At 53.4% G+C, this 14,943-nt stretch carries 14 protein-coding genes; all 14 read left to right on the top strand.

Translation table 11 applies throughout. The features are described from left to right. The first annotated feature begins 6 nt into the window (after positions 1 to 6). Positions 7 to 1,035 carry an NAD(P)/FAD-dependent oxidoreductase gene (locus PY990_RS10950; protein WP_275271627.1) on the top strand — a complete coding sequence of 343 codons (1,029 nt, stop codon included), beginning with the start codon at positions 7 to 9 and terminating at the stop codon, positions 1,033 to 1,035. Positions 1,036 to 1,164: 129 nt separating this feature from the next. Next, on the top strand, positions 1,165 to 2,271 hold the full coding sequence (aroC, locus tag PY990_RS10945; protein WP_275271626.1) for a chorismate synthase: 1,107 nt from the start codon (positions 1,165 to 1,167) through the stop codon (positions 2,269 to 2,271). A gap of 27 nt (positions 2,272 to 2,298) precedes the next feature. Next, a complete protein-coding gene (locus PY990_RS10940; protein WP_275271625.1) occupies positions 2,299 to 3,480 on the top strand; it encodes an MFS transporter in 1,182 nt (393 codons plus the stop codon). A gap of 90 nt (positions 3,481 to 3,570) precedes the next feature. Next, a complete protein-coding gene (locus PY990_RS10935) occupies positions 3,571 to 4,404 on the top strand; it encodes a M48 family metallopeptidase (protein ID WP_275271624.1) in 834 nt (277 codons plus the stop codon). A gap of 159 nt (positions 4,405 to 4,563) precedes the next feature. Then, on the top strand, positions 4,564 to 5,964 hold the full coding sequence (leuC, locus tag PY990_RS10930; protein WP_275271623.1) for a 3-isopropylmalate dehydratase large subunit: 1,401 nt from the start codon (positions 4,564 to 4,566) through the stop codon (positions 5,962 to 5,964). An 18-nt stretch (positions 5,965 to 5,982) separates the two neighbouring features. Beyond that, positions 5,983 to 6,120, top strand: coding sequence for an entericidin A/B family lipoprotein (locus PY990_RS10925; protein WP_105028953.1), 138 nt, complete (start codon positions 5,983 to 5,985; stop codon positions 6,118 to 6,120). Between the two features lie 91 nt (positions 6,121 to 6,211). Beyond that, entirely contained in the window at positions 6,212 to 6,853 is a 642-nt protein-coding gene (leuD, locus tag PY990_RS10920; protein ID WP_275271622.1) for a 3-isopropylmalate dehydratase small subunit, read from the top strand. A 27-nt stretch (positions 6,854 to 6,880) separates the two neighbouring features. Further along, on the top strand, positions 6,881 to 7,975 hold the full coding sequence (gene leuB, locus PY990_RS10915; RefSeq protein ID WP_275271621.1) for a 3-isopropylmalate dehydrogenase: 1,095 nt from the start codon (positions 6,881 to 6,883) through the stop codon (positions 7,973 to 7,975). Between the two features lie 46 nt (positions 7,976 to 8,021). Further along, complete coding sequence (gene asd / locus PY990_RS10910; protein WP_275271689.1) at positions 8,022 to 9,143, top strand: aspartate-semialdehyde dehydrogenase; 1,122 nt, start codon at positions 8,022 to 8,024, stop codon at positions 9,141 to 9,143. A 64-nt stretch (positions 9,144 to 9,207) separates the two neighbouring features. Beyond that, entirely contained in the window at positions 9,208 to 11,436 is a 2,229-nt protein-coding gene (locus tag PY990_RS10905) for a FimV/HubP family polar landmark protein (RefSeq protein WP_275271620.1), read from the top strand. Next, entirely contained in the window at positions 11,437 to 12,201 is a 765-nt protein-coding gene (gene truA / locus PY990_RS10900) for a tRNA pseudouridine(38-40) synthase TruA (protein WP_275271619.1), read from the top strand. Further along, positions 12,198 to 12,833: a phosphoribosylanthranilate isomerase gene (locus tag PY990_RS10895; protein ID WP_275271618.1), complete on the top strand. Its 636-nt coding sequence runs from the start codon at positions 12,198 to 12,200 to the stop codon at positions 12,831 to 12,833. The genes truA and PY990_RS10895 overlap by 4 nt, the downstream gene beginning before the upstream one ends. A 23-nt stretch (positions 12,834 to 12,856) precedes the next feature. Then, on the top strand, positions 12,857 to 14,110 hold the full coding sequence (trpB, locus tag PY990_RS10890) for a tryptophan synthase subunit beta (protein ID WP_171098860.1): 1,254 nt from the start codon (positions 12,857 to 12,859) through the stop codon (positions 14,108 to 14,110). 15 nt (positions 14,111 to 14,125) lie between these two features. Next, a complete protein-coding gene (gene trpA / locus PY990_RS10885; RefSeq protein ID WP_275271617.1) occupies positions 14,126 to 14,941 on the top strand; it encodes a tryptophan synthase subunit alpha in 816 nt (271 codons plus the stop codon). Positions 14,942 to 14,943 lie beyond the last annotated feature (2 nt).

The raw sequence follows: 14,943 nt of genomic DNA, 5'->3' as shown, positions 1-14,943 counted from the left end.
ATCAAAGTGAAAAAAAGAGTTGCGATTGTTGGTGCGGGCATGTCGGGTTTGGCCTGCGCACGCGAGTTGGTTCAGTTGGGCCATGAGGTCACTTTGTATGAAAAAAGTCGTGGCCCGGGGGGGCGCATGCCCACCCGTTGGCTGAATCGAGACATTGATCCCCCTTTGGGCTTTGATCATGGTACCCAGTATTTTCAGGCTTCGTCCCCGGCATTTGTTGAGTTGATTGGCCAGGCCCAAAAAGTGGGTGCGGTGGCGCCTTGGGCTGGTTCTGTGGTTAATTTGGGCTACGGGCTTTCCTCCCCACATGCAAGCAGCACCACGCGGTGGGTGGGTACGCCTGGAATGGCCAGTTTGGCGCGCTTCATGGCCCATGGGCTGGATATTCGCCTGCAATGCCGGGTGGCTGGTGTTGTTCGCACTGAGAGTGTTTATCAATTAACCCTGCACCTGGCTGATGGCACCGTCAGGGTAGAGTCTGGCTTTGATGCAGTGATCAGTGCTGTGCCGGCCGAGCAGGTGGTGCCGTTGTTCGATGAGGTTCACAAACCGTTGGCTCAATTGGCCGTTGCTGTTGAATCCAGCGTTACTTGGTCTGTCATGCTCACGCCTCGCGAGACTGTGAAAGTAGATTTCGATGGGGCCTTTGTAGTGGACAGCCCATTGGGCTGGATTTGTCGCGATTCCTCAAAGCCTGGCAGGGCTGCGGGTGATCGTTGGATCTTGCAGGCCACGGCCGATTGGTCTCGACTACACCAGGATTACGCGGCAGAGGAAGTTGGTAAAATGCTGCTGGATGTGTTTTGCAATGTGACTGGCCAGTTGATCGAAGAGCCTTTGACGGTCACCGCGCATCGCTGGTTGTATTCGTTACCCAGCAACCCGGTGGGTCTGCCTTGTTATTTCAGCGAGGAACACATGTTGGGTGCTTGCGGGGATTGGCTCAATGGTGCGCGGGTGGAAGACGCATTTTTGAGTGGCCACACACTGGGGCATCAGCTGTCGAACGCCTTCAGTAGCACTTTGATTCAGTAGCAACTCAGTGGCAACTGAGCGCAAATAAGTTGCAGTTGAGAAGTTGCAATTGAGTAAGCTCAACACCCGCGCCGTTCTGGTGCGGGATATTCCGATAAAATAATGTTTTGCCTATTGGAGTGAACACGCATGTCCGGAAGCAGCCTGGGTCGCCTTTTTGTGGTCAGTAATTTTGGGGAAAGCCATGGGCCCGCCATTGGTTGTGTGGTTGATGGTTGCCCACCTGGTTTGCCACTGACTGAGGCGGATTTGCAGGCCGACCTGGATCGACGCAAGCCAGGAACCTCCCGCCACGTGACACAGCGTCAGGAAGCAGACCAGGTTGAAATTCTTTCCGGCGTTTTTGAAGGTGTGACAACAGGGGCCCCAATCGGCTTGTTGATTCGCAATCAAGATCAGCGCAGCAAAGACTACGGCAATATCATGGACACGTTTCGCCCTGGTCATGCTGATTACACCTACTGGCACAAATACGGTATTCGTGATTATCGCGGGGGTGGACGTTCGTCGGCCCGCATGACCGCGCCCATGGTGGCTGCGGGTGCTATCGCGAAAAAATGGTTGTCGACCAGGCTGGGTATCCAGATCCGTGGTTGCATGACTCAGATCGGCGAAGTGGAAATCCCGTTTTCCACTTGGGACGATGTGCACACCAATCCTTTTTTCGCGCCGAACAATGAAAAGGTTGCCGAGCTTGAGGCCTACATGGATGCGCTGAGAAAGTCCGGCGATTCCTGTGGTGCCGGCTTGCGTGTGCAGGCCACTGGGGTGCCGGTGGGTTTGGGTTCGCCTTTGTATGACAAGCTGGATGCGGATATTGCCCACGCCATGATGAGCATTAATGCGGTGAAGGGTGTTGAGATTGGCGCAGGTTTTGCCTGCATCGCGCAAAAGGGTTCGGTTCACGGTGATGAGATGACCCCTGACGGCTTTGGGTCTAACCACGCAGGCGGTATTCTCGGCGGTATTTCAACGGGGCAGGATATTGAGGTTCGCATGGCGATCAAACCGACGTCCAGCATTCGTTTGCCCAGGAAGTCGATTGACAAAGCGGGCAATCCGATTGATGTGGAAACCTATGGCCGCCACGATCCTTGTGTTGGAATACGCGCAACGCCGATTGCAGAGGCCATGCTGGCTTTAGTCATTATGGATCACCTCCTGATGCACCGCGCGCAGTGTGCAGATGTTCAGGTGGACACCCCCCAAATTCCACCCGGCATTTCCAATTATTAAGTCGTCAACCAAAAAGCGGGCAGGCATTTGCAACTGGGCTGGTTAGCGCTTTTTTACGCAGCGTATTTCGCATTTGTTGGCTTGTATTCGCCGTTTTTAGGGCCTTACCTAAAATCGATTGGACATAGCCTGGATGTGATCGCCCTGGCATTGGGTATGATGCAGTTGATGCGAATTGTCGGCCCCTTTGCCTGGGGTTGGCTGGCTGACCACACTGGCAACCGGGTTCGCTGGATCAGATTGGGTACTTTTGCCGGTTTTTGTTTCGCAGCATTGGCATTTTGGTACCAGCAGACACCTTCTTACCTCATTGTTCTTGTGTTGTTGTTGAACCTGAGTATTTCGGGTTTGGTGCCCATGTCCGATTCATATGCCATGGAGCGTTGTGCTGGTTGCACGGGCCAGTACGGCCAGGTTCGTCTGTATGGCTCGCTGGGCTTTGTGTTGGCCGTGTTGGTTTTCGGAGCAGTGGCTGATCGCTTCGGTTTTGCCTCCTATCCGTTTTGGGCTTGTGCCATGTTGCTGCTGGGGTTTGTCGCAGCCTTGAAATTCACGCCTGATTCTCCTCGGGTGACCGGCACGGAAAGTTCAATCCTGTTCACTGGCAGTGGCTTCAAGCGCCTGTTGTTGCCAGGTCCCATGCCACTTTTCTGGTTGGCCGCTTTTTTCATGATTTTTGCGCATGGGGTTTTCTACGCGTTTTTCTCCCTTTACCTGCTCGAATTCAACTATTCGGAAATGAGTATTGGTGGCCTTTGGGCATTTGGTGTGATGTGTGAAGTGGTATTTTTTGCCCTTCAAACTCGCTTCTTCAAGCGCTTTTCCCTGAATACCTGGCTTTGCGTCAGCTTCGCTGCTTGTGCTTTCCGGTTTGCCCTCACTGCCGCATTTCCCGAGTACGGTTGGATGATGGTTTTCGCACAGGGTTTGCATGCTTTGACTTTCGCAGCGCATCACACTGCCACCATTTCCTGGTTGCGAGAGAACTTGCCGGTTAAGTTGGTGGTGCGTGGCCAGGCGATGTATGCCACGATCGCATACGGGCTTGGTGGATCGGCAGGTACATTTTTGGGCCGTTTCGCGTGGGAGTGGGGTGGGCCCGCCAGTGCATTTGCCATGGCGTCAATTAGCGGTTTGCTGGCCCTGATTCTTGGCTGGCGTTTTACGATTGCTAGCAGACGGGCACCTTCCGCACTTTTGTCAGGATAAACTGTCTTAGAAGCGCAGTTGATGTCAACTTTGCAGCAATGTTTGCCGTTTCTACGGAACGGTTTTACTGAAAATTACAGGTGAAGAACGATGGTATTTTCTGGACTGAAGCGACGCACCACTTTAACGCTGACGCTTGCGTTTTCAACGGGTGTGTTAGCCGCATGTTTAACCACTCAGACTACCTCTGGCGGAGCGGTTGGGGTTGACCGATCCCAGTTTGTGCTTGTCTCCTCTGCGGAAGTGGATGCTGCCGCTGCCAAGGGATATGCCGACGTCATTGCCAAGGCCCAAAAAGAAGGCAAGTTGAATCAGGATGCCAAGCAGGTGGCCCGGGTACGTGCCATCGCCAATCGCTTGATCCCCCAGACTGCTGCTTTTCGTCCTGATGCCCCCCAGTGGAAATGGGAGGTCAATGTGATTGAGTCTGATCAACTCAATGCCTGGTGTATGGCTGGCGGAAAAATCGCGTTTTATTCGGCTTTGATTGAAAAACTGGCGCTGACTGATGATGAAATCGCGGCCATCATGGGGCATGAAATTGCGCATGCTTTGCGGGAACACAGCCGTGAACGAATTTCGCAGCAACTCGCCACGAGTGTTGGGCTGGATCTGGCTTCGGCTGTTTTCGGCTTGTCGCGTGGTGCATCTGATCTTGCCGGCATGGCCGCCAATGTGGCAATTTCACTGCCTTATAGTCGCTCTCACGAAGTGGAGTCGGACCGAATTGGTGTGGAACTGGCCGCGCGCGCCGGGTACAACCCACGCGCCGCAATCAGCGTCTGGCAAAAGATGAGTCGGGCTGGCGGTGGTTCGCCTCCAGAGTTGTTGTCCACGCACCCGTCACCCGAGAACCGAATTCAGGATCTCGAGGTTTACTCCGCCAGAGTTCAGCCTTTGTATGAACAGGCAAAGAAGCGCTGAGTATTAAGGCGTGGCTTGATTTTGAGGCACAGCCCTGCCTGCGGGGCTGCAAGCCCTGTGCCGGCTGTGGCATAATAAGGGGTTATTCTCCACGCAATTTGCTGGTCAATCTGGCGGAATAAACCACTGGATGAGTCAGCCCGAAGCAGGTCTTTGAAAATGGCTAAAACTCTTTACGACAAACTCTGGGAAAGTCATGTGGTGCGCACCGAAGAAGATGGCACCTCACTGATTTACATCGACCGCCATTTGCTGCATGAAGTCACCAGCCCCCAGGCCTTTGAAGGTTTGGAGTTGGCAGGTCGTGATTTGTGGCGTAACAGTGCCAATCTGGCCGTGGTGGACCACAATGTACCCACCACCGACCGCTCCAAGGGGATTGCAGACCCCACCTCGCGCTTGCAGGTGGAAACTCTGGATAAAAATGCAAAAGCCCACGGTTTGACTTATTTCGACATCAAAGACTTGCGTCAAGGTATCGTACATGTGATCGGGCCCGAACAGGGCGCAACCTTGCCCGGCATGACGGTGGTCTGCGGTGATTCACACACCAGCACACACGGTGCAATCGGTGCGCTTGCATTTGGTATCGGTACCTCTGAAGTTGAACACGTCATGGCCACCCAGTGTTTGCTGATGAAGAAAGCCAAAAACATGCTGGTTCGCGTTGAGGGCACTTTGGGTAAGGGTGTGTCTGCGAAAGACGTGATTTTGGCCATTATCGGCAAAATCGGTACTGCTGGCGGCACGGGCTACGCCATAGAATTTGCTGGATCCGCCATTCGCGGATTGTCTGTTGAAGGTCGCATGACCATGTGCAACATGGCCATCGAGGGCGGTGCACGCTCTGGCATGGTGGCTGTGGACGATAAAACAATTGAGTATGTGAAAGGTCGCCCATTCAGCCCGAAAGGCGACATGTGGGATACAGCAGTTGCTTATTGGAAAACCCTGCATTCAGATGAAGGTGCACATTTCGACCATGTGGTTGAGCTGCGTGCGGAAGACATTGAACCGCAAGTGAGCTGGGGTACTTCACCAGAAATGGTGACTGATGTGCACGGTGTGGTGCCGGACCCCGCTTCGGTGGCCGACCCGGTGAAGCGCCAGGGCTACGAGCGTGCCTTGCAGTACATGGGCTTGAAGCCTTTGCAGAAAATTGAAGACATCAACGTGGATACCGTGTTCATTGGTTCTTGTACCAATTCGCGCATTGAAGATTTGCGCGACGCTGCGGCGGTGGTGAAGGGCAAGAAGAAAGCGGACACGGTCAAATTGGCCATGGTGGTCCCGGGGTCGGGTTTGGTCAAAGCGCAGGCTGAAAAGGAAGGTTTGGACAAAATTTTCCTGGAAGCCGGGTTTGAGTGGCGAGAGCCCGGTTGCTCCATGTGCCTGGCTATGAATGCGGATCGTTTGGGCAGTGGGGAGCGTTGTGCCTCCACCAGCAACCGGAATTTTGAAGGACGTCAAGGTGCGGGCGGCCGTACACACCTTGTCAGCCCGGCCATGGCGGCTGCGGCAGCGATTGCAGGCCATTTCACTGATTCCAGAACTTTTTAAAACAAAGGAGTGTTTGATATGAAGATCGTTTCCGTATTTCTGCTTGCTTTGTCAGCCCTGTCATTGTCGGCTTGCAACACCATTGAAGGCATGGGCAAAGACATCAAGGCGGGCGGCGCTGCCATTGAACGCACTGCAGACGAAAACAAGAAGTAATGTTTACTGGTATTTCTAAGCTGTGCAGGCAAGCGTTTGCTTGCCTGTATGGTTTGAACTCCGGATCAACCGGAATATTCACGGATTAATTATGGACAAATTTGTAACCCACACTGGCATTGCCGTTGCGTTGAACCGCGCCAATGTGGACACCGATGCCATCATCCCCAAACAGTTTCTGAAAAGCATCAAGCGCACCGGTTTTGGTGAGCACTTGTTCGACGGTTGGCGTTACCTGGACGAAGGCGAGCCTGGCATGGATTGCACCAAGCGCCCCCTGAATCCTGATTTCGAGCTGAACAAGCCAGAATTCAAAGGCGGTACCGTGTTGGTCGCAGGCCCTAATTTCGGGTGTGGTTCCTCCCGTGAGCATGCGCCCTGGGCGCTGCAACAGTATGGTTTCAAGGCGGTTATTTCCAGCAGTTTTGCTGATATTTTCTTTAACAATTGCTTTAAGAATGGTTTCTTACCCATTGTTTTAAAAGAAGAAGAGTTGAAAGAAGTTTTCACCGCAATTGATGCAAAACCTGGTATCGAGATCACAGTAAGTCTTGAGCACCAAACCGTGAGCATTGCTGGAAAAAGCTATGGCTTCAACGTGGACGCCTTCCGCAAGCATTGCCTGATGAATGGCTTTGACGACATCGGTTTGACTTTGCAGCATCGCGATGAGATTGTCGCCTTCGAGAAAAACCGCCTGGCCAATCAGCCCTGGCTTGCCAACACTATCTAAATAAATATAAAAAAGCAGAGAACACGAATGACTTTAAAAATTGCCGTAATGCCCGGTGACGGCATTGGCCCGGAGATCACCGCGCAGGCTGTGAAGGTGCTTGAAGCCTTGAAAACCGATGGTTTGAACATCGAGTTTGAGCATGCCTTGATCGGTGGCGTGGCCTACCGCGAAAAAGGTGTGCCCCTGCCCGAAGAAACCGTAGCTTTGGCCAAGGCTTCGGATGCAGTGTTGTTTGGTGCGGTGGGTGACTTTTCTCTCGATACGCTTCCGAGGCATTTGCGGCCTGAGCAAGCTATTTTGGGCATTCGCAAAGCCCTGAATCTGTTTGCCAATTTCCGCCCCGCGATGGTCTATGAGGAGTTGGCCGATGCCTCTACCCTGCGCCCTGAGGTGGTAGCAGGACTGGATATTCTGATTGTTCGTGAACTGACTGGCGACATTTACTTTGGAACGCCGCGTGGCAACCGCATTGCCGAAGATGGCCCATTTAAAGGCGAGCGCGAGGCATTTGATACCATGCGCTACGCTGAAACCGAAATTCGCCGCATTGCCCATGTGGCCTTTCAGGCAGCACAAAAGCGTGGTGGCAAGCTGTGTTCGGTTGACAAAGCCAACGTGCTGGAAACTACCCAGTTTTGGCGTGACATTGTGACTGAAGTGGGCAAGGAATACAGCGATGTCGAATTAAGTCACATGTACGTTGACAACTGTGCCATGCAGTTGTTGAAAAACCCAAAGCAGTTCGACGTCATCGTGACGGGTAACCTGTTCGGTGATATTTTGTCAGATGAAGCGTCCATGTTGACTGGCTCTATCGGTATGTTGCCTTCGGCCTCGCTGAATGAATCCAATTTCGGTTTGTACGAGCCCATTCATGGTTCCGCGCCCGACATTGCTGGCAAAGACCTGGCTAACCCCATGGCCACCGTGCTTTCTGCAGCCATGATGCTGCGTTACACCTTTGGCCTTGAAGATTATGCAAACCGCATTGAGAATGCAGTGAAAACGGTGTTGGCCACTGGTCCGCGTACAGGTGACATTTGGCGCGATGGCAAGGCGCGCACCGGCACAGCGGGTATGGGTGACGCAATTGTTGCGGCTCTGGCCAAGCAACAATAAAGCGAAATCGCAATTCAAGAATTTAAAAGTACTGGAGTTTTTTATGTTGAAAGTTGGTTTGGTTGGATGGCGAGGCATGGTGGGTTCCGTGCTGATGCAACGCATGCAGGAAGAGAATGATTTCGCGCATTTCGAGCCGATTTTCTTCTCCACTTCCAATGCGGGTGGCAAGGCGCCAGCTTTCGCTGGCAACGCGGGTCCCTTGCAAGACGCAAACAACATCGACGCTCTGAAGCAAATGGACGTGGTGTTGACTTGCCAGGGCGGTGACTACACCAATGAAGTATTCCCCAAGCTGCGCGAAGCTGGCTGGAATGGTTACTGGATTGATGCGGCCTCAAGCCTGCGTATGAAAGACGACGCCATTATTATTCTTGATCCGGTGAACATGAACGTGATTAAGGATGGCCTGACCAAGGGTATCAAGAATTACGTGGGTGGTAACTGCACCGTTTCGCTGATGCTGATGGCTTTGGGCGGTTTGTTCCAGAACAATCAGGTGGAGTGGATTACTTCCATGACTTACCAGGCTGCCTCTGGCGCTGGTGCGCAAAACATGCGCGAACTGATTTCGCAAATGGGCAGCATCCATGGTTCGGTCAAAGACCTGTTGGCCGATCCTGCATCTGCCATTCTGGAAATTGACCGCAAGGTAGCTCAGCATATTAATTCCGACGCATACCCGACCGATAACTTTGGCGTGCCACTGGGCGGAAGCCTCATTCCCTGGATCGACAAAGACCTGGGCAATGGCCAGTCCAAAGAAGAATGGAAGGGTGGCGCAGAAACCAACAAGATTCTGGGCAAGCCATCCATGGGCACACCCGGTTGTGTGCCTGTGGATGGATTGTGCGTACGTGTGGGGGCCATGCGTTGTCACTCGCAGGCTTTGACCATCAAGCTGAAGCAAGACATTCCATTGAATGAGATCAATGACATGCTTGCCAAGGCCAATGATTGGGTTAAAGTGATCCCCAACGAGCGTGATGCATCCATGCGCGATTTGACCCCTGCCGCTGTTACAGGCCGCATGCATGTGCCAGTTGGCCGTTTGCGGAAAATGGCCATGGGTGGCGATTATCTGAGCGCTTTCACCGTGGGCGATCAGCTGTTGTGGGGTGCGGCCGAGCCACTGCGCCGCATGCTGCGTATTTTGATTGAACGCTGAGCTGCATCAATATTGATCCCAAAAAAGCTGCCGAAGGTGGCTTGAACATTCATGGAGTAAACGGGTGAGGCATACCAAAAAGAAGATTTTGCCCTTTGTTTTTGCATCAGGTTTGTTGGCAAGTTCCTTCGCGCAAGCAGCACAGCTCGGTAAGCTTGAAGTGCTGTCTGGTGCTGGTGAGCCTTTTCTGGCGCAAATTCAGGTTGATCTGGTGTTGCCAGAGGAACGCGCTTCCTTGCAGGCCAAGCTAGCTTCTGCAGAGGCTTTCAAAGCTGCCCGCCTGAGCATGGACCCGAACCTGAAGAGTCTTCAGTTTGCAGTACAAGATGGCCCTCAGCCCGGCACGGCGCTTGTAAAAATTACCTCTGCGCAGCCTTTGCCAGCTGGTTTCATCGACACTTTGCTTGAATTGACCTGGGCAGGTGGCCGTGTTGCGCGGGAATATACCCTGACTGTGCCTGTTGGTGGGGCCCAGGCGGCTGAACCCGCAACGAGTCTTCCTGAAATTCGCCCGCCGATGACACCGCCCGCTGTGGCACCCAAGGCAACTGCGCCAAAAGCGCCAGCGGTTTCCGAACCACCGGCAGCCTCCAAAGCACCAGCGGCTTCAGCGCCCACTGCGCCTGAAGGTACTTTGAATGTTGAGCGTGGCGACACTCTGTCGGAGTTGGCTTTGCAACTGGTCGGCGGCGGCGTTACCCTGAACCAGGCCATGGCTGCAATTTACGAGGCCAACAAAGCCTCATTTATTAATGGTAGCGTGCACCTGATTCGCGAGGGCGCCCAAATTCAGGTTCCCAATCGTGCGGCGCTGCGAGCCCGCAATGCCAATGAGGCCTTGCTGATTCTTGCCCAAAACGACGATCGCAATGTGTACTCCGCTTACGCTCGTCAAATTGGTTTGCTGACTGTTGACAATCAGCTTGCAGCGGCAGACTCCACCAGTGCCCAGGGCAGCATTACTCCGCAAGATCAAGCGCCCAAGGCCAATGCGGGTGCACCGGCTGACCGATTACAAATTGCACCCGGCTCAGCCCAAGGTGCAAGCAATGCCGATACCAACGCAGAGGAGCTGGTGGCCAAAAACAAGGCGCTGGCCGAGGCGAATGAACGAATTGCTCTGCTCGAGAAGAACGTAAGTGACTTGCAGCGTTTGCTCGACATGCAAAAAGACTTGGGCAGCGAGCCTGCCGCACCAACAGCTGTTGGCCCGGCAGTTGAGGCTGATGCCATTACTGAGCCAGCCGCTGTTGAAGTACCCTCGGAAACATTGGCAGAGAATGGTGCCGACGAGCCAGCGGCTGAACCGCCGGTGGCTAGCGAGCCCGCTGGCAGCGATGGCAGCGTACAGGCACCCGTGGAGCAAGCCCCGGCAGAAGAGCAGCCTTTTGACTGGTTGCCTTGGATTTTGGCCGGTGCAGGTGGTTTGATTGTGTTGCTTGTATTGTTGCTGATTGCCCGTGCACGCAAGAACAAAACCAAAAATGAGGAAGATGAGCTCGAGGCCGAGGACGATTCTTCTTTCAGTGAAGTGAATGAATTTGATGAGGCCATTGCAGCAGCCAGTGCAGGAATTGCAGCTGAGCGTGCCAGCGGTTTGAATCGGGCTGAAAATTCTGACTTTGATCTGGATGAAGTGCTGAATGATCGGTTGAAGCAGGCTGACCCGGATGAGGCGACGCAACTTCGTGCAGCCCCCGTGGAAGCGGAAGACAAGCCAGCCGTGGCTGATGACATTCCCGAATTGAATGACGCTTCTGAGGAAGCACTGCAACAGAAAGAATCATTGCACAGCGAAGTCACGCTGGATTTCCCTGAGGAAGAGCCTAACGAATCCAAATCAGGTTCGATTCTTGATGACCTGGATGAAATCGAAAAAGGCACCTTGGCGGCCCAAGAGGAGTTGGATGAGTTGCGCAAACAACCCCTGGCTCAGCATGACGTGAATTCGAGTGAGATAGATGCTGCATTTGACGACTTAATTGGCGATGAGACCACCGGTGAAAAAGCGTTTGACTTGAAAGAGGGCGCAGAGAAAGCCAGCGATGAGGTGCTGGATGCAGTTCCTGAAGAGGCATTTGACAAAGCGCTTGTTGATCTGGATGTGGATGTACCGAACCCCAAAGTGGACGATGCCACCTGGCAGGAAGTGGCTACCAAGCTGGACTTGGCGGGCGCTTACGTTGAAATCGGCGATGCAGATGGTGCCAAAGAGTTGTTGAACGAAATCGTGAAAAAAGGCGACGTGGATCAGGTTCGCAAGGCCAAAGCGCTTTTGGCCACGTTGAGCTAAATGAACAGAGTGGCCTTGGGCCTGTGTTATGACGGTCATGAGTTTGAGGGTTGGCAAACTCAACCACATGGTCGAACTGTCCAGGATCATTTGACCAAGGCTATTGAGGCCATTGCCCAGGAACCGGTTGTCCTGACATGTGCGGGCCGAACGGACACTGGTGTACATGCTCGCCAACAGGTTGTGCATTTTGATACAGCAGCAGACAGGCCGCTGACGGCCTGGGTCAAAGGCGTTAACAACAGTTTGCCACCCACCATTTCAGTGCTCGGTGCCAAACAGGTTGATGCAAGTTTTCATGCACGTTTCAGTGCGATATCAAGAACTTATCGTTACTATTTTTACAGTGCTCCTGTTAGGGATCCATTTAAACGGTTTATGACATGGGTGCATTACCCGATTGATTTGGCCGCCATGCGCCGTGCAGCGGAATGTTTGTTGGGCACACATGATTTCAGTGCGTTTCGCGCCTCGCAATGCCAGGCTGCAAGCCCTGTGCGCACACTGTATGCGCTCAATCTGATTGAAGCCTGTGACCACTGTTACTTTGAAATTCATGGCAATGCATTTTTGCACCACATGGTAAGAAACCTGATGGGTAGCCTGATGGAAGTGGGCCAGCACAGACAAGCCGAAAGCTGGTTAAGGGATGTGCTTGAATCCAGAAACAGAGGCCTGGCGGCAAAAACCTACCCCGCGCAGGGTTTAAGCTTGTGGAATATTGAGTACCCCGAGCAATACGGAATACAGGAATTGTTTTCATGAGAACCCGAATCAAGTTGTGCGGCTTTAAAACCGAAGACACGGTGCGTGCGGCCACTTGGGCTGGGGCTGACGCAGTGGGTTTTGTGTTTTATCCGCCTTCACCGCGTCACATTGAAGTGGCGCAGGCAGGGCAGCTTGCGCGTTGTTTGGGTGCCTGGCAAACCCCCGTGGCCTTGTTTGTGAATCCGCAGGCCGATTTCGTCAATTCCGTCATTTCGGAAATTCCAAATGTACTGTTGCAGTTTCACGGCGATGAAAGTCCACAGTTTTGCGACAGCTTTCGGCGTCCCTACATCAAAGCCATTCGAATGAAGGCCGATGTGGACTTGCGACTGGAGAGCGTTCGGTTTCATTCTGCGCAGGCGCTTCTTGTCGATTCATGGAGCGAGGCGTATGGTGGAACAGGGCATACTTTTGACTGGTCTTTGCTGCCCGAAGCGGGTGAACTGAAGCAGGCTTTGGTATTATCCGGGGGGTTGGATGCAAGCAATGTGGAACAGGCCATCCATGGCTTGCGACCCTATGGTGTCGATGTGTCCAGCGGGATTGAGTCGACGCGAGGCGTAAAGAGCATCGAAAAAATTGAAATGTTCTGCAAAGCGGTCCAGAAGGCCGACGCAGGGCTGTTGTAAGTGAACCCAGATTGAGCAGCATCATGAACAAACCCTATGAATTTCCAGACGCCACCGGCCATTTCGGTCCCTATGGCGGTACTTTTGTGTCTGAAACCCTGGTTCACGCCCTGGAAGAACTGAAAAGTGTGTACGCCCATTACCAAAACGACCCCGAATTTTTGGCGGAGTTTGAAAGTGAACTGAAGCATTTTGTGGGTCGCCCTAGCCCCATTTACCATGCCAAGCGCTGGTCTGATTTGGTCGGCGGTGCACAAATTTACTTCAAGCGGGAAGACCTGAACCACACAGGTGCCCACAAAGTGAACAATTGCATTGGGCAGGCCATGCTCGCTAAGCGCATGGGCAAGCCCCGTGTAATTGCTGAAACAGGTGCGGGCCAGCACGGTGTGGCCACGGCCACTGTGGCCGCCCGTTACGGCATGAAGTGTGTGGTGTATATGGGTCAGGAAGATGTGGCCCGGCAGGCACAAAACGTGTTTCGCATGAAGCTGTTGGGTGCCGAGGTTATTCCGGTCACTTCTGGCTCCAAAACCCTGAAAGATGCGCTGAACGAAGCCATGCGCGACTGGGTTACGAACGTGGAAGACACGTTTTACATTATTGGCACCGTGGCGGGTCCACACCCATATCCCATGCTGGTTCGCGACTTCCAAAGCGTGATTGGTCGCGAATGCATTCAGCAAATGCCGACCATGGTGGGCAAGCAGCCAGATTATGTGCTGGCCTGTGTGGGTGGCGGATCGAACGCCATGGGTATTTTCCACCCCTACTTGAACGTGGATGGCGTGAAGTTGGTGGGCGTGGAAGCTGCGGGCGAGGGCATAGAAACTGGCAAGCATGCTGCATCGCTGAGCGCTGGTACGCCAGGCGTGTTGCATGGTAACCGTACCTACCTGTTGCAAAGCGATGATGGGCAAATTATTGAAACCCATTCGGTTTCCGCGGGTCTGGATTATCCCGGTGTTGGCCCTGAGCATGCATGGCTGAAGGATTCTGGCCGGGCTGAATACGTGGGCATTACCGATGCCGAGGCGCTTGAAGCCTTCCACCAGTGTTGCCGCATTGAGGGCATCATCCCGGCGCTGGAAAGCAGCCATGCCTTGGCGCATGCTGCTAAGCTGGCCAAAACCTTGCCCAAAGACAAGGTGATTTTGGTGAACTTGTCTGGCCGTGGCGACAAAGACATGCACACCGTGGCGCGCCTAAGTGGTGCCGAGTTTTATTGCCACCCCGATTGCAAAACAGGTGCAGAAATGGCCTGCAACAAGAAATAAATTTCAATTACAACCATGTCAAGAATCAAAGCAGTATTTGCTAAATTGAAAGAAGAAGGTCGCAAGGGGCTGATTCCGTTCGTCACCGGCGGTGATCCTGACCCGGGTCAAACTGTGGCCATGTTGCATGCCTTGGCCAATTCGGGTTCCGATGTTATTGAGCTGGGTGTGCCGTTTTCTGACCCCATGGCTGATGGCCCGGTCATTCAGCGTTCAAGCGAACGTGCGCTCGAGAAGGGAGTAACATCCCGCAAAATTCTGGATTACGTGGCTGAGTTTCGCCAGACCAACCAGCACACTCCGATTGTGCTGATGGGTTATGCCAACCCCATTGAACGCATGGGTGTGGAAAAGTACGTGGCTGAAGCCAAGAAGGCTGGGGTGGATGGTGTGCTCGTGGTGGATTACCCACCCGAAGAGTCACTTGAGTTTTCCAAATACCTGCGCGCCGCTGAACTGGATCCTATTTTTTTGCTGGCACCAACTTCTTCCGATGAGCGCATTGAAAAAGTGGCAAAAGCAGCCAGCGGTTATGTGTATTACGTGTCGCTGAAAGGCGTGACTGGTGCGCAAAACCTGAATGCCGCTGAAGTGAGTTCTAAATTGCCCACCATTCGCAAATTCACCGATGTACCCGTGGGTGTGGGCTTTGGTATTCGCGATGCCGAGTCGGCATGTCGTGTCGCACAATCCGCAGATGCCGTGGTGATTGGCTCTGCACTGATTCAGTTTCTAGAAGCAGGCAGCCCACAAGAGGCTGCCGCTTTGGCGGGCAAGTTCATTGCCCCGATTCGTGCTGCGCTGGATGCGCAATTTGGCATGAAACAATAACT

The sequence above is a fragment of the Limnobacter olei genome (assembly GCF_029087225.1).
Classification (GTDB): Bacteria; Pseudomonadota; Gammaproteobacteria; order Burkholderiales; family Burkholderiaceae_B; genus Limnobacter; species Limnobacter olei.
This window is presented reverse-complemented; position numbering and strand designations above follow the sequence as displayed.

Excerpts from the sequence above, each read along its gene's own strand:
- aroC (WP_275271626.1), top strand. The coding sequence starts at position 1,165 with ATGTCCGGAAGCAGCCTGGGTCGCCTTTTTGTGGTCAGTAATTTTGGG.
- PY990_RS10935 (WP_275271624.1), top strand. The coding sequence starts at position 3,571 with ATGGTATTTTCTGGACTGAAGCGACGCACCACTTTAACGCTGACGCTT.
- leuC (WP_275271623.1), top strand. The coding sequence starts at position 4,564 with ATGGCTAAAACTCTTTACGACAAACTCTGGGAAAGTCATGTGGTGCGC.
- PY990_RS10925 (WP_105028953.1), top strand. The coding sequence starts at position 5,983 with ATGAAGATCGTTTCCGTATTTCTGCTTGCTTTGTCAGCCCTGTCATTG.
- leuD (WP_275271622.1), top strand. The coding sequence starts at position 6,212 with ATGGACAAATTTGTAACCCACACTGGCATTGCCGTTGCGTTGAACCGC.
- leuB (WP_275271621.1), top strand. The coding sequence starts at position 6,881 with ATGACTTTAAAAATTGCCGTAATGCCCGGTGACGGCATTGGCCCGGAG.
- truA (WP_275271619.1), top strand. The coding sequence starts at position 11,437 with ATGAACAGAGTGGCCTTGGGCCTGTGTTATGACGGTCATGAGTTTGAG.
- PY990_RS10895 (WP_275271618.1), top strand. The coding sequence starts at position 12,198 with ATGAGAACCCGAATCAAGTTGTGCGGCTTTAAAACCGAAGACACGGTG.
- trpB (WP_171098860.1), top strand. The coding sequence starts at position 12,857 with ATGAACAAACCCTATGAATTTCCAGACGCCACCGGCCATTTCGGTCCC.
- trpA (WP_275271617.1), top strand. The coding sequence starts at position 14,126 with ATGTCAAGAATCAAAGCAGTATTTGCTAAATTGAAAGAAGAAGGTCGC.